The organism is Hymenobacter persicinus, from assembly GCF_004167665.1.
Classification (GTDB): domain Bacteria; phylum Bacteroidota; class Bacteroidia; order Cytophagales; family Hymenobacteraceae; genus Hymenobacter; species Hymenobacter persicinus.
Map to the genome: position 1 here is coordinate 1 of NZ_SEWE01000045.1, position 13,783 is coordinate 13,783.

The 13,783-nt window shown below is 62.2% G+C and carries 12 protein-coding genes; 7 read left to right on the plus strand and 5 right to left on the minus strand.

Annotation, left to right across the window (positions count from 1 at the left end; all coding sequences use genetic code 11):
- The 4 genes from EWM57_RS17035 to EWM57_RS17050 all read left to right on the plus strand — a co-directional run.
- A partial coding sequence (locus tag EWM57_RS17035) for a T9SS type B sorting domain-containing protein (protein ID WP_207218342.1) occupies window positions 1-971 on the plus strand: 971 nt, incomplete at its 5' end.
- Between the two features lie 100 nt (window positions 972-1,071).
- Window positions 1,072-2,481 (plus strand): 23S rRNA (uracil(1939)-C(5))-methyltransferase RlmD, encoded by a 1,410-nt coding sequence (gene rlmD, locus EWM57_RS17040; protein WP_394345427.1) that lies wholly within the window; start codon window positions 1,072-1,074, stop codon window positions 2,479-2,481.
- A gap of 9 nt (window positions 2,482-2,490) precedes the next feature.
- A complete protein-coding gene (locus EWM57_RS17045) occupies window positions 2,491-3,003 on the plus strand; it encodes a hypothetical protein (protein WP_129922361.1) in 513 nt (170 codons plus the stop codon).
- A gap of 11 nt (window positions 3,004-3,014) precedes the next feature.
- Window positions 3,015-3,389, plus strand: coding sequence for a hypothetical protein (locus EWM57_RS17050; protein WP_129922362.1), 375 nt, complete (start codon window positions 3,015-3,017; stop codon window positions 3,387-3,389).
- A gap of 125 nt (window positions 3,390-3,514) precedes the next feature.
- Here the strand turns inward: EWM57_RS17050 and thiL are convergent, their stop codons facing one another.
- Together thiL and EWM57_RS17060 are read right to left on the minus strand one after the other, a co-directional pair.
- Window positions 3,515-4,543, minus strand: coding sequence for a thiamine-phosphate kinase (gene thiL / locus EWM57_RS17055; RefSeq protein ID WP_129922363.1), 1,029 nt, complete (start codon window positions 4,541-4,543; stop codon window positions 3,515-3,517).
- Window positions 4,544-4,674: 131 nt separating this feature from the next.
- Window positions 4,675-5,757, minus strand: a complete 1,083-nt coding sequence (locus tag EWM57_RS17060; protein WP_129922364.1) for a T9SS type A sorting domain-containing protein — start codon at window positions 5,755-5,757, stop codon at window positions 4,675-4,677.
- A gap of 290 nt (window positions 5,758-6,047) precedes the next feature.
- Here EWM57_RS17060 and EWM57_RS17065 point away from each other — a divergent pair, with 290 nt between their 5' ends.
- Window positions 6,048-6,635: a hypothetical protein gene (locus EWM57_RS17065; protein WP_129922365.1), complete on the plus strand. Its 588-nt coding sequence runs from the start codon at window positions 6,048-6,050 to the stop codon at window positions 6,633-6,635.
- Window positions 6,636-6,801: 166 nt separating this feature from the next.
- Here the strand turns inward: EWM57_RS17065 and EWM57_RS17070 are convergent, their stop codons facing one another.
- Window positions 6,802-8,547, minus strand: coding sequence for a M3 family oligoendopeptidase (locus tag EWM57_RS17070; RefSeq protein ID WP_242510120.1), 1,746 nt, complete (start codon window positions 8,545-8,547; stop codon window positions 6,802-6,804).
- A 127-nt stretch (window positions 8,548-8,674) separates the two neighbouring features.
- Window positions 8,675-9,781: a ferredoxin--NADP reductase gene (locus EWM57_RS17075; RefSeq protein WP_129922366.1), complete on the minus strand. Its 1,107-nt coding sequence runs from the start codon at window positions 9,779-9,781 to the stop codon at window positions 8,675-8,677.
- 307 nt (window positions 9,782-10,088) lie between these two features.
- Here EWM57_RS17075 and EWM57_RS17080 point away from each other — a divergent pair, with 307 nt between their 5' ends.
- Complete coding sequence (locus EWM57_RS17080; RefSeq protein ID WP_129922367.1) at window positions 10,089-10,778, plus strand: peptidoglycan DD-metalloendopeptidase family protein; 690 nt, start codon at window positions 10,089-10,091, stop codon at window positions 10,776-10,778.
- 446 nt (window positions 10,779-11,224) lie between these two features.
- On the opposite strand, the gene EWM57_RS17085 is transcribed toward EWM57_RS17080, so the two are convergent.
- On the minus strand, window positions 11,225-12,439 hold the full coding sequence (locus EWM57_RS17085; protein WP_129922368.1) for an ABC transporter permease: 1,215 nt from the start codon (window positions 12,437-12,439) through the stop codon (window positions 11,225-11,227).
- A gap of 51 nt (window positions 12,440-12,490) precedes the next feature.
- Between EWM57_RS17085 and EWM57_RS17090 the strand changes: the two genes are divergently transcribed.
- Entirely contained in the window at window positions 12,491-13,744 is a 1,254-nt protein-coding gene (locus tag EWM57_RS17090) for an exo-beta-N-acetylmuramidase NamZ family protein (protein WP_129922369.1), read from the plus strand.
- Window positions 13,745-13,783: the final 39 nt, after the last annotated feature.

Here is a 13,783-nt window from a genome sequence, read left to right on the forward strand (position 1 = left end):
CCAACTACCAGTGGACCGTCATCGGCGGCACCATCACCAGCGTTCAGGGCACCGGCACCATCACCGTCGACCTGCCCGCCGGTTCGACCAACGCCACGGTGCAGGTCAGTGACGTGAACAGCGCCGGTTGCGGGGCCACGTTCACCGTACGGCCCGACAACGCCAGCGTGGCCCTGCAAGCCGCCTCAGTGGTGGCCGGCGACCGGAGCATCACCCTGCAGCTGAACGTGCCCAACAACGCGGGCAACGCCAGCCAGGTCCGCATTCTGCGCCGCGTAGCGGGCAGCGGCACCTTCGCCCAGGTGGGCACCGTGGCCAACACCGCCACATCCTTCACCGACTCGAACGTGGATGCCGACGCCAACGCCTACGACTACCGCCTGGAGCTGCAAAACAGCTGCGGCACGGTGCTCCAGACCCAGGACCACACCACCATCCGGACCACGGCCACGGCCACGGAAGGTCAGGAAGGCCGCGACGAGGGCAAGGTGAAGGTGAGCTGGAATGCCTACCGCGGCTTCGACGTGAAGGAATACCGCATATTCCGCACCTCCGACAACGGCACGTCCACGCTGGTCGCCACCGTATCGGGCGGCACGCTGCAGACCGAGTTTGCCAGCAGCACCGCCGGCTTCGACCAGTGCCTGCGGGTGGTGGCCGTGAGCAGCGCCAACGCCAGCGTGACCTCGGCCTCCAACGACGCCTGCGTGAGCTTCGCCAACGACCTGGTGTTCTACAACGTCATCACCCCGAACAACGACGGGCTCAACGACAAGTTTGAAATCAAGAACGTGGGGCTCTACCCTGGCAACTCGCTCACGATTCTCAACCGCTGGGGCAAGGAAGTGTACCGCGCTTCCAACTACAACAACCAGTGGGACGGCGCCGAGCAGGCCGCGGGCGTGTACTACTACCTGCTCAAGCTGCCCGGCGGCAAATCCTACAAGGGCTGGTTTGAAGTGGTGAAATAACCCCGCTACTCACCCTCCTTCTCGAAAAGGCCACCCGGATTCGGGTGGCCTTTTTTCGTTTCGGTCAAAATCCGGGCAATCCGTGCTTACCTTTGCTTGCGTGAGGAAATCAGTTAAAAACATCCCGGCGGAGCTGCTCCGCGAAGTCGAAATTACCGACATGGTGGCCGAAGGCAAGTGCCTGGTGCGCCGCGAAAACCTGGTCATCTTTGTGACCGGCGTAGCCCCCGGCGACGTGGTGGACCTGCGCGTGGTGAAGGCCAAGAAAAGCTTCCTGGAAGCCGTACCCACTAAGTTTCACAAGTTCTCCGACCTGCGCGTGGAGCCCTTCTGCCAGCACTTCGGCACCTGCGGGGGCTGCAAGTGGCAGCACCTGGGTTACGACACCCAGCTTAAGTTCAAGCAGCAGCAGGTGCAGGACAACCTGCAGCGCATCGGCAAGGTGGCCCTGCCCGCCATCGAGCCCATCCAGCACTCCCCGGCCCTGACGTATTACCGCAACAAGCTCGAGTACACGTTCAGCCACAACGGCTGGCTGACGAACGAGCAGATTCAGGCCGGGGAAAATATCGAGCGGCGGGTGCTGGGCTTCCACACCCCCAACCGCTTCGACAAGATTATCGACGTGCAGCACTGCTGGTTGCAGCCCGAGCCCTCGAACGAAATCCGGCTGGCCGTGCGCAACTACGCCCTCGAGCACAACCTGCCGTTCAACAACCTCGTCACCCAGGAAGGCTTTTTGCGCAACCTGATTATCCGCACGGCCAATACGGGGGATTTGATGGTGATTCTGCAGTGCTACTACGCCCACGACGCGCTGATTCCGCTGCTGGATTTCCTGGCTGCCAAGTTCCCGCAGATAACCTCGCTCAACTACGTGCTCAACAACAAGGGCAACGAGACCTTCCACGACCTGGATGTGGTCTGCTACCAAGGGGAGCCCTACATCCATGAGGAAATGGAAGGACTGCGCTTCCGCGTCGGGCCCAAGTCGTTTTACCAGACCAACTCCGAGGGCGCCTTTAACCTGTACAAGCTGACCCGGGAATTCGCCGGCCTCACGGGCTCTGAGCTGGTCTACGACCTCTACACCGGCGCGGGCACCATTGCCAACTTCGTGGCCCGGCAGGCCCGGCACGTGGTGGGCGTGGAGTACGTGGAGTCGGCCGTGAAAGACGCCTACCTGAACTCCGAAATCAACGGCATCCAGAACACCGAGTTCTACGCCGGCGACATGAAAGACGTGCTCAATGCCGAGTTTATCGCCAAGCACGGCCGCCCCGACGTGGTCATCTCCGACCCGCCCCGGGCCGGCATGCACCCCGACGTAGTGGCCCGCCTGCTCGAAATGCGCGCCCCGCGCATCGTCTACGTCAGCTGCAACCCCGCCACCCAAGCCCGCGACCTGGAAATGCTTGACGAGGCCTACAAAGTAACCCGTGTGCGGCCGGTGGACATGTTCCCCCACACCCACCACGTGGAGAACGTAGTGCTGCTAGAGTTGAGGTAGGCTAGGCCAATGAGTGTAGTCCGTGAGCCTGCCGCTATTTTCTCCCAACTTCTGTTTGCAGCTATCTTTGGCTTAGCTATTGGAGTCGTTACGTTATGGCGTGGGCATAAGCGAAGGGAAGATTTCTACACTCTGACAGGTGCAGTTACCAATCTTACTAACTCATTGAATGTTGAAGGCCATCTAAACCTCAACAACGAGCCGTTGCGATACTTGCAGGTTCAAGGACAATCAAGGTTCTTTCGCCTATTCATTGGGGAAGACCTTGATGGCTCCAAACCTAACTACCAGCGCATAGATGATATTAAGGTTGGTGACATCGTTACGGTGTACTATGATGAAACACTTTGGAGCAGCAGTTCTGACCTAGTTTCAAATCTTGCCTATTTTGTAGACAAGGATCAGCAACCCTACTTTATTCGAGGAAGCCTGAATAACAGAACAGGCTATTACTTTATGGGTGCCTGTGCAATTGTTGCTCTTGCTTCCATTTACCTCAAAAGAACTGGCAAAATAGCCTGACCTACTCCCCCATGGACTACGCCAACGACCCCGAACTGAACGGCAAATACCTCGGCACCATCACCAAGGACTTCGCCGCCGTGTCCGACACCATCCTGGAAGCCTCGTCGCAGGTGCGCAAGATGGACATTTCGAAATACCCGATTTTCGTGTTTGCCCGCCAGGAAGTGCCCATCGGCCGCCTGCTCGTCAACGCCGACGACGCGGGGCTGGAGTGGCACGTGTTTGCCTCCTTTTTGGAGCTGTTCGTGCAGCAGGGCATCATCGGTGCCGAGGGCATCGAGGCTTTCCAGCAGACCTACAAGGACCCCAACGAGTACTGCTGCCTGTTCGTGCTCGACGAGGAGTTCACCAACTTCGTCTTCGTACCCTACCCGGAGGATTAACGGTTGGTTTTTGGTTGTTCGTTTCTGGTTTTTGGCCTCGTTCAACTACCAAAACCGACGCCCGTCCTCTTTCGAGTGACGGGCGTCGGTCCATAAACCAAAAACGAACAACCAAAAACCAATACCTAAAAGTGCTGCCAGCCCTGAGCTTGCAGCGGCACAGCCTGCCCAGCTTTGGTGACCAGGTTTACACCGTCAGCCTTTTCGGTGATGTGGCCGATGATGGTGATGTCGGGGTGGTTCTTGATTTTGTCGTGGTCGGTGAGCGGAACGGTGAACAGCAGCTCGTAGTCTTCGCCGCCGTTGAGCATGCACATGATCGGGTCGAGGTTGAACTCGTTGGCCACTTCCAGGGTGGGGTTGGCCGCGGGCAGGTTCTCGGTAAACACCCGCGCCCCCGTGCCCGACTGCTGGCAGATATGCAGCACCTCGGAAGCCAGTCCGTCGGAGATGTCGATCATGCTGGTGGGCACTACGCCCAGGTCGCGCAGCTCGTGCACCACGTCCATGCGGGCCTCGGGGCGCAGCTGGCGCTGCAATACGTAGGGGTACTTTTCCAGCTCGGGCTGCAACTCCGGGTCGGCGGTCCAGGCGGCTTTTTCGCGCTCCAGCACCTGCAAACCCAGGAAAGCCCCGCCTAGGTCCCCGGTCACGCAGAGCAGGTCGTTGGGCTTGGCTCCGCTGCGGCGCACGGCCTGGCCCTGGGGTACCTGGCCCAGCACCGTGATGCTGATGGTGAGGCCCCCGCGGCTGGCGGTGGTGTCGCCGCCTACCAGGTCGACGTGGTAATTCTCGCAGGCCACGCGCATGCCTTCGTACAGCTCTTCAATGGCTTCCACCGAAAAGCGCGCCCCCACGGCCAGGCCCACCACAATCTGGGTCGGTACGCCGTTCATGGCTGCCACGTCCGACACGTTGACGGCCACGGCCTTGTAGCCCACGTGCTTGAGGGGGCAGAAGGTGAGGTCGAAGTGTACGCCTTCAATCAGCAGGTCGGTGCTGACGACCATATCCTGGCCGGGCTGCGGGGCCAGGATGGCCGCGTCGTCGCCGATACCGAGAATGGTGCTGGGCTGCCGCAGGGTTACGGTTTGCTGAATCCGGCGAATCAGGCCAAACTCGCCGACTTTATCTAGGGGGGTGATGTCACTCATAAGGCAAAAGTACGATGAAGCGCCGATTGGCAGCTAGGCCCCTGAGCCCAGTCCCAACCTCCGGCGCCGGTACAACAAAAAAGCCCGGTCGTCGGACCGGGCATTTTGTAAGAACTCAGCAAAGGGGCCGCTTACTTTACAACCAGCTCTTTGTAGATCTTGATCTGACCGTCGGCGCTCAGGCACTGCACGAAGTACAGACCGGGCTTCAGGGCCGAAATGTCGAGGGTGATTTTTTCGTTCATGCCGCGGGGCTGGGCCGTAATCGACTGGCCGAGGCTGTTGAGCACGATGATGTTGCCCACTTTCACGTCCTTGATTTCAACCGTAGCCGAACCGCTGGCGGGGTTAGGATAGATGCTGATGCCGGAGTTGAATTTCTCCAGGGTCTTCAGCGGCAGGTACAGGCCGTTCGGACCCGAGTAGTCGTTGTGCTCACCCAGGCGGGCGTAGCTCTGGTTGCCTACTTCCGTGTTGCCGGTCGAGCCCGGAGGGAAAGCGTAGCTGTACACGGTCCACTCGGTGGCGGGGTTCCAGTTGGTGGGGTTGTTGGTGCGGATACCGCGCGAGATGTTGTCGCGGCGCATCAGCGACTGGTTGGCCGAGGCCACGTACACGGCGGGCGTACCGTCGGCGGGGTTGGTGCCGCTCCACTGGCCGGTGCCGGTGCCGCTGGCGGGCAGGGGCTGGAAGCCAATGCTGCCGAAAATGTCAATCAGAACGGGAGTACCGACGCCGGCCGTGCCGCTCGTCCAGCGAACCAGGGCAATGGCGTCGTCGCCGTTGAAGTAAGCCATGCCGCCACCGAAGATGACGTTAGGACCCGTTACGGGGGCGTGACCGGCGCTGAGCTGGTCGGCTTTGCTGGTGATGGCCGTGATAGTGGCCTCGCCGCTGGCGAATACGAAAGCGGCCGAAGGGTTCAGCACGTTGGTGCCGGTGCGGCGCTGCAGTTTCTCTTCTTCGGTTACGGCGGCGCTGCCGTTGGAGTAGCGACGTACCGAGTAGGCGTTCAGGTTGACGGAAGCAACGGTGGGGTTGAAAATCTCAATGGCCCGCTCGCTGCCGGTGGAGTTCGACACGCCGCCGTTGTAGCTCACGCCCGACTGATGAGCTCCCTCATCGTATTCCGACAGAAACAACTCTGTGCCCTGACCATAGGAAGCAGCGGCCGTCAGCAGCAGGGCTGAAACCAGGAAGTAGCTTTTTTTCATGTTAGTAAAGGAAGTGGAGAAAAGAGGGTACCGGGCTCAAAGATACGGGATTTGCCTTGTTCGTGATGTTACCAATTCATAAAAAAACCGGGCGCCCGGCGAAGTGAACCCATTGACTATCAACTTTGAGGCTGGCGGACAAGAATTCAAATCAGGGGATATTCCTATGTTGTCCGCCGAAAGTGCGGGCTCTATCTTTGCCCGATCCGGCCCTGGGGCGCCCCGCCCGGGGCCCTCTGTGCAATTTTAATTTGCCTGAATATTTTGCCGGTTTTCGGCGTTACGTCTCCATGAAGAAGCTTCTCCCCCTGGCCCTGCTCCTGCTGCTGGCCGGCCTCGATTCCTGCAACCGCACGCCCAAAACCATCGACCCGACCTCGCCGGCGGCCGCCAAGGTGCAGCTCGACATCCTGCGCGACTCCGTGGAAGCCCGCTGGGAGCAGATGATTGCCAGCGACGACGCCAAGGTAAAAGCCACCACCCGCATCCTGCACGAACTGGAGCAGCAGCCCGGTACCGACCGCACCCAGCTCCAGGCCCTGACCCGCGCCAACGAGAAGCTGCCCCGCCGCCGCTACACCCAGCAAAGCATGGCCAGCTCGGCCGCCATCGACGCCTACGACGCGGCCCAGGACTCGGTACTCCACCTCGTGTACGGCTTGGCCCAACCCGCCACGGGCACGCCGGCGCCCCCCGTGCAGCAGCTCACCAACGACATTCAGGCCGCCGACAGCGAAGTAGTGGCCTTCCGCCTGCGCTACGACCGGGCCGCCAAGCAGTTCAACAACTACCTCAAGCTCCACCAGATTGAGCTGACCGCCTTGGGCGGCAAGTACGCCAAGCTCCAGCCCCTGCCCCTGTTCGAGCTCCAGAACTAGCCGGCGCAAGGCTTCGGCCGAATCCGCGCCGTTTTTCATCCCCGATGCAACCCCGGCGAGCCCCATTGACTCCTTTGGGTACCGTCTTGTGGTTGAGTTGGTGGATAAAAAAGGCGCCCGGAATGTTCCGGGCGCCTTTTTGCTTGTTGAGCAATGGTCGGCAGCTTTAAAGCTTGGCCATTTCCTCGCGCACGAAGTCGGCCAGGGTGCGCAGATACTCCGTGCTGAAGTCGAAGCGGATGCCGGCCGCGGCGTAGATGTCGCCGATGGGCGCGGTGTAGCCCAGGGCCAGGGCACGCTTGTAGGCGGCCAGCCCTTCGGCCGGGTTCTGGCGGAAGTTGCGCCACACGGCAATGGCGCCGAGCTGGGCCATGGCGTACTCGATGTAGTAGAAGGGCACTTCGTAGAGGTGCAGCTGCTTCTGCCAGAGGTAGGGCTTGAACTGCTCCAGACCCTGCCAGCTGACGGTGCGCTGGTTGAACTCGTCGAATACCTCAGTCCAGCGGGCGTGGCGCTCGGCTTCAGTATGCTCGGGGTTTTCGTAGATCCAGTGCTGAAACTTATCGATGGTGGCCACCCAGGGGAAGGTTTCGAGCACGCTTTCGAGGTGGGTTTTCTTGGCCCGGCGCAGCTCGTCGGCGTCGGGGAAGAACAGGTCCCACTGATCCATCGAAATCAGCTCCATGCTCATCGAGGCCAGCTCGGCCACCTCGGACGGCGGATGCTTGTCGGCCGACAGCGGCAGGGTGCGGGTCAGAAAGGAATGCACGGCGTGGCCGCCCTCGTGCAGCATCGTGATGACGTCGCGCAAGGACGAGGTGGCATTCATGAAAATGAACGGCACCCCGGTTTCGTCGAGCGGGTAGTTGTAGCCCCCGGGGGCCTTGCCCTTGCGCGACTCCAGGTCGAGGTGGCCCATGGTGCGCATGGTGCGCAGGCAGTCGCCGAGGTAGGAATCGAGGCGGCTGAACACAGTAATGGTCTTTTCCAGCAGGTCCTCGCCGGTTTCGAAGGGGCGCAGCGGGGCTTTGCCGCTCACGTCCACGTCGAGGTCCCAGGGGCGCAGCTCGGGCAGATTCAGATCCTGGCGCCGCTCCAGGTCGAGGTCGTCGATGAGGGGCACCACCGTTTCCCGAATGGCGCGGTGGAAGGCGAAACAGTCCTGGGGGGTGTAGTCAAACCGGCCCAGGGCCGCAAACATATAGTCACGGAAGTTGGGAAAGTCCGCGTTCAGGGCCATCTGGTGGCGCAGCTTCACCAGCTCGGTAAAAAGCTGGTCGAGGGGCTGGCTGTCCTGGAGGCGGCGGGCCTGAATGGCGCGGTAGGCCTCCTCACGCACGGCCCGGTCGGGGCTCTTGAGGCGGTCGGCGGCCCGGGGCAGGGTCATTTCTTCCCCGTCGAGGGTTACGGTCATGGCGCCCACGGTGGCCGCGTACTGCTGCTGCTTGGTGCTGATTTCGGTTTTGAGCGGAATATTGTCGGCCCGGTAGATTTCCAGAGCCTGGCGCACCGAGCGGGTGAAGATGCGGTAGCGCTCCGGGTCGAGGTCAGGCAGGAACTCGGAGCCAATCATCTTTTCGTTCAGGGCGTGGTCGTAGGGCGCCACGTTGGGCTCAATCTCGCTCACGAAGTACTGAAACGCCTCGGCCCGGGCCGGGTCCTGGGTGTCGCAGGTCATGCGAATGTAGCGCCAGGCGAGGTCCTCGCTAAGCACGCTTTCGAGCTCCGAGCGGTCCAGCAGCCAGCGCTCCAGCTCGGCGGCGGAGCTGATATTCCGGTCACGCAGCTCCACAAAATACGGTTCCAGCGTGGCCCAGTCGGTAACCAGAAAGGACTCGGGCAAATACCGGCGCGCCGGGCGCCGGGTATCGGTAGCCGTAGCGGCCACTGGTTCGGGGGTAGAATGCATCATAGTGGTAAAGAATACGCAAAAGCCGGCGCAAGGTCGTGAAAAAGGCCCCGGGCCGGATGGGCAGCGCACCACCCACCGGCCCGGGACGTTCCGCGGCGGGCACCCCGACGCGCATTGTTAAGCTTGGCTAGTCGATTTCGATGACCACGTCTTCCGTGAGCGGGTGGCCCACGCACACCAGCACGTAGCCCTGCTTCATCTCCGAGTCGGACAGGCCTTCGCGCTCATCGAGGTGGACCTTGCCCGAGAGGCACTTGCCGCGGCAGGCCGTGCACAGGCCGGCCTGGCAGCTGTAGGGCAGGTCGATGTCCAGGTCGAGGGCGGCTTCGAGGATGGTCTGCTTGGGGCTCACGGGTACTTTATACTCGGAGCCTTCGTACTGAATCGTGACGATGTGGCCATCGATTTTGCCGTCGTTGGCGGTAGCCAGCACGTCGCCGTGGCCGTTGGGCTGGGCCGCGGCGGCTTCGATGGTTTCGGCGGCGGCCACGAAGCTTTCCCGGCGGATGCGGGCCGCGGGCACGCCCAGCAGGTCGAGGGCGGCACGGGCTTCGGTCATCATGCCCTCGGGGCCGCAGAGGTAGTACTCGGCCTGCTCGGCCGGAAACTGGTGGCGCTGCTCGAGGATGCGCAGCAGCATGGTGCGGTTGAGGCGGCCGGTGTGGACGCTGGCGGCGGGGTTGGCGGGCTGGCTGTACACGTGCTCCACCTGCAGGCGGCCGCCGGCCTGGCTTTGCAGCTGCTGGAGCTGCTGGCGGAAGATGACGCTGTCCTCGGTGCGGTTGCCGTACACGAGCAGCACGTGGCTCTGGGGCTCCTCGCGCAGCACGGCCTTGAGAATGGACATCAGCGGGGTGATGCCGCTGCCGGCGCCCACCAGCACGATGGAGCGGGCCGACTTAGGGCTGGGCTGCAGGGTGAAGTTGCCCAGCGGGGCCATTACCTCAATCTGCTGGCCGACGCGCACCGTGTCGAGCAGGTAGTTGCTGACTAGGCCCCCGATGACGCGCTTCACGGTCACGGACAGGCGCGGGGCTTCGTGGGGCGTGCTGCTGAGGGAGTAGGCCCGCCGCTCTTTTTTGCCGCCGGGGCCGCAGGGCAGAATCAGCGTCAGGAACTGACCGGGGGCGCAGGCAATGGGCTGGCGGTCGGCTGGTTCGAGGTGAATGGTGGCGGCATCCGCCGTTTCGTGGGTGATTTCCACCACGTTAAGCGTAAGGTAAGGGCTACTCATCGAAAAGGAAACGTCGGGGGTGGGGACTGGTAAGCAAACTCAGCCGTGACTTGTTCGGCAACGGCCCTGCAAAGTACGGTAAAAGGGGCGTTTTGGCGGAGAATGCGCGGTCAGATATTCAGAACGCAAAATGCCGATTACCTTCGCTATCCAAAAATTAAGCACAGGATGATGCAATGAGGTAGAGACGCATACTTGCGTCTTGTCGTTGAACGGCAACCTGCGCAACGCCCCTAACGAAGAGACGCAACTATGCGTCTCTACCTCGTTCTGGCACCTTCCGACCTTTTTTCTTTATTACCCTTCCATGTCCCTGACCACGCTCCTGCAAAAGCACCGCGCCGACTTCGGCCCCGTGCTGCCCGTTGATTTGAACTCCACTGACGTCTGCCGCCTCGACTTCTCGGCCCAGAACCCCACCCTGGCCGAGGCTGACCTGCGCGACACGGCCGGCTTCGAGGCCCTGGTAGAGCAGCTGCTGACCGAACAGAACGCCCTGATTGGGGTGGGCGGCTACCTCGAAAACCGCGTTATCTACCGCCGCAGCCCCGGCTTGTTCGGCGACCCCGCCGTGCCGGCCCGCTCCCTGCACCTGGGCGTCGACGTGTGGCTGCGGGCCGGCACGCCGGTGCTGAGCCCGCTGCCGGCCGTGGTGCACAGCGTGCAGGACAACGCCGGCTTCGGCGACTACGGCCCTACCGTCATCCTGGAGCACGAGCTCGACGGCACCACCTTTTACACCCTCTACGGCCACCTGAGCCGCCACGAAACGGCGCTGCTGCGCCCCGGCCTGTTTCTGAACACCGGCGACCAGGTGTCGGAAGTGGGGCCGGCCCCCGAAAATGGGGACTGGCCGCCCCACCTGCATTTTCAGATTATGGCCGACCTGGAAGGCCGCGTCGGGGACTTTCCCGGGGTGGCCCTGCCCGAGGAGCGCGAAAAGTGGGCCGCCCTCTGTCCCGACCCCAACCTGATTCTGCAAAGCAAGTGGCTATAAAAGGCGGGCCCAAGGGCCCGTCGGGGCAACCAACGCCTCCCCCGGTGTCCCCGAAGCCCCATCCGGTACGCCCGAAGACCTGACCGGGACGACTGAAGCTTCAGCCAGAACGACCGAAGAGGCAACCGGCCCGACCGAAGCCCTATCCGGCCCGACCGAAGGGCTAACCGGCCCGACCGAAGCTTTAACCGGGACGACCGAAGAGGCAACCGGCAGCTAATTTCTCTGCTTCGAGCGTTCCGGATGCGGCTTCGGGTGGCGCGGACGCTGCTTCGGGTTTTCCGGCCAGCGCCTCGGGCGGGCCGGACGGTGGTTTTAACAAGCAAAGCCCCTTATCGGCGGACCGGTAAGGGGCTTTGGTGTTGAAGGGGGCTGCTGCGGGAAGGAGGCAGGTCCTTCACTTCGCTCTGTTCAGGATGACCGGCGACCGGGACGGCCGCAACGGCTTAGTCGAACTTGATGGCCGTAACCGGGCGGATGCGCGAAATCAGGTAGGTCGGAATCAGCACGGCCAGCAAGGAGGTCAGGAAGGTGGCCACGTTGAGAATGACAATCATCTGCGGGTCCCAGAAAATCGGCACCCGGTCCATGTAGTAGTTTTCGGGGTCGAGCGGGATGGGGTGAAAATAGTACTGGATGGCGCACAGGCCGATGCCGGCCAGGTTGCCAAACAGCATCCCCCGCACCGTCAGACTCAGCCCCCGGAAGAAGAACATGCTCCGAATCTGATTGTCGGTGGCCCCGATGGCCTTGAGCACCCCAATCATGTTGGTGCGCTCCAGAATCATGATAAAGATGGTGGCGACCATGTTGAAGGTGGCCACGAAGATGATCAGGATCAGAAAGATAACCACGTTGCGGTTCAGCAGCTGCAGCCAGTCGAAGAGCTGGGCGTACTGGTCCGTGACCTTATCAAGCTTGAGGTCGTAGCGCAGGTTTTCGTAGATGTGGTCCGAGGTTGGGTCGAGGCGCTTGAAGTCCTTGAGCACGACTTCCACCCCGCCCACGAGCGAGTCGGGCCAGGCGTTGAGTTCCTGCACCTGGCGGATGTCGCCGATAACGTAGGCTTCGTCGAACTCGTCGAGGCCGGTCTGGTAGATGCCCTTGACGACGAACTTGCGCACCCGGGGCGGGTTCTGAATGAAGTAGAACAGCGCGTCGTCGCCGACTTTGAGGCGGAGCTTGTCGGCAATCTTGCGGCTGAGCAGGATGTCGGTGCTGGCGGCCGAGTCGGGGAAGGAGAGAAACTTGCCCGCCACCAGGTTCTGGCGCATGGTGGAAGGGCCATTTTTCTCGTCGATGCCCTTCAGGGCCACGCCCATCACTTCCTCCCGGGTTTTGATGATGGCCGTTTTGCGGGCGAAGGGCTGGATGTTTTTCACCTGCGAAAAGCGGTGCAGCTCCTTCACCAGCCGGGGCCCGCCGATGGGCTCGACCTCCAGGGAGTTGTTGGTGTCGTACTTGCTGATGGTCAGGTGGGAGCCAAACGAGAAGATCTTGCTCTGTATCTCGTTGCGAAAGCCTTCGAGAATGGCAAATGACACAATCATGACCGCCACGCCCAGTGCAATACTGATAATGGCTATTTTTGTCACCGACGAGGTAAAAGAACCGGAGTCGGCCCCGTCAATCTTGTTGGATATGTACCGCGAGATATTCACTGCCGTAAAGCTACACGTCTGCGGTCAGTTTTCTACTTTCCATTTCTGCCAATGCCATCTTCCCTGTTTTGTGGTCTGCTGAGCCTGACGCTGGCTTTAAGTGACTGTTCCCGCGCGGCCACCCCGGCCGGCGCATCGTCTGAGGCGTCAAACGGGGGCGCGGCCCGCGCGGTTGTCACCCCGGACCTGGCCCCGCCGCGCCAGCCCACCCTGCGCATGGGCGCCGACCAGGCCGACCGGTACCTGCCCCTGCTGCTGGGTAAGCGCGTGGGCGTGGTCGTGAACCAGACCTCCTTGGTAGGCCGCACCCACCTCGTGGACACGCTGCTGGCCCAGGGTGTGCAGGTGAAGATGATTTTTGCCCCCGAGCACGGCTTCCGCGGGGAAGCCGCCGACGGGGCCACCATCAAGGACGCCCGCGATACCCGCAGCGGCCTGCCGGTCCGCTCCCTGTACGGGGCCACCAAGAAGCCCACCCCCGAGATGCTCCAGGACCTGGACGTGCTCGTGTTCGATATTCAGGACGTGGGGGCGCGCTTCTACACCTTTATCAGCACCATGCACTACGTGATGGAAGCGGCGGCCGAGCAGAACAAGGCCGTGGTGGTGCTGGACCGCCCCAACCCCAACGGCTGGTACGTGGACGGCCCGGTGCGGGAGCCGGCGCACAAGTCGTTTGTGGGCATGGACCCGCTGCCCATCGTGCACGGCCTGACCGTGGGCGAACTGGCCTTGATGCTCAACGGCGAGAAGTGGCTGGCCGGCGGCCGGCAGTGTCAGCTGACCGTGGTGCCGGTGCTGGGCTACACCCACGCCACGCGCTACGAGCTGCCCGTGCGGCCTTCGCCCAACCTGCCCAACGCCCACTCGGTGGCGCTGTATCCTACCATCTGCCTGTTTGAGGGCACCGACGTGAGCGTGGGCCGCGGCACCGACTCGCCCTTTGAGGTAGTCGGCAGCCCAACCCAGCCCAAAACCCGGCCCTACAGCTTCACGCCCCGGCCCAACCCCGGCTCCCCCACCCCGCCCCAGAACGGCAAGCTCTGCTACGGCCTGGATCTGCACCAGGTGAACCTCGACGGCACCTCCGGCCTGACCCTGCGTTACCTCATCGACTTCTACCAGCAGAGCACCGACAAGGCCCACTTCTTCGGCAAGTACTTCGAGGAGCTCAGCGGCACGCCCACCCTGCGCCAGCAGATTATTGCCGGCAAGTCGGAAGCCGACATCCGCAAGTCCTGGGAGCCGGGGCTGAGCCAGTTCAAGCAGCTGCGCAAGAAGTACCTGCTGTACCCGGAAAAGTAGCCCGGCGGTTTTTCACCCGCTCCCGGCCCGTATCGTTCC

What these genes read in the sequence shown, in the direction of transcription:
- EWM57_RS17060 (WP_129922364.1), bottom strand. Translation starts at nt 5,757, where the DNA reads ATGAAAAAAAGCTACTTCCTGGTTTCAGCCCTGCTGCTGACGGCCGCT.
- EWM57_RS17065 (WP_129922365.1), top strand. Translation starts at nt 6,048, where the DNA reads ATGAAGAAGCTTCTCCCCCTGGCCCTGCTCCTGCTGCTGGCCGGCCTC.
- EWM57_RS17090 (WP_129922369.1), top strand. Translation starts at nt 12,491, where the DNA reads ATGCCATCTTCCCTGTTTTGTGGTCTGCTGAGCCTGACGCTGGCTTTA.
- EWM57_RS17045 (WP_129922361.1), top strand. Translation starts at nt 2,491, where the DNA reads ATGAGTGTAGTCCGTGAGCCTGCCGCTATTTTCTCCCAACTTCTGTTT.
- EWM57_RS17050 (WP_129922362.1), top strand. Translation starts at nt 3,015, where the DNA reads ATGGACTACGCCAACGACCCCGAACTGAACGGCAAATACCTCGGCACC.
- EWM57_RS17070 (WP_242510120.1), bottom strand. Translation starts at nt 8,547, where the DNA reads ATGATGCATTCTACCCCCGAACCAGTGGCCGCTACGGCTACCGATACC.
- thiL (WP_129922363.1), bottom strand. Translation starts at nt 4,543, where the DNA reads ATGAGTGACATCACCCCCCTAGATAAAGTCGGCGAGTTTGGCCTGATT.
- EWM57_RS17075 (WP_129922366.1), bottom strand. Translation starts at nt 9,781, where the DNA reads ATGAGTAGCCCTTACCTTACGCTTAACGTGGTGGAAATCACCCACGAA.
- EWM57_RS17080 (WP_129922367.1), top strand. Translation starts at nt 10,089, where the DNA reads ATGTCCCTGACCACGCTCCTGCAAAAGCACCGCGCCGACTTCGGCCCC.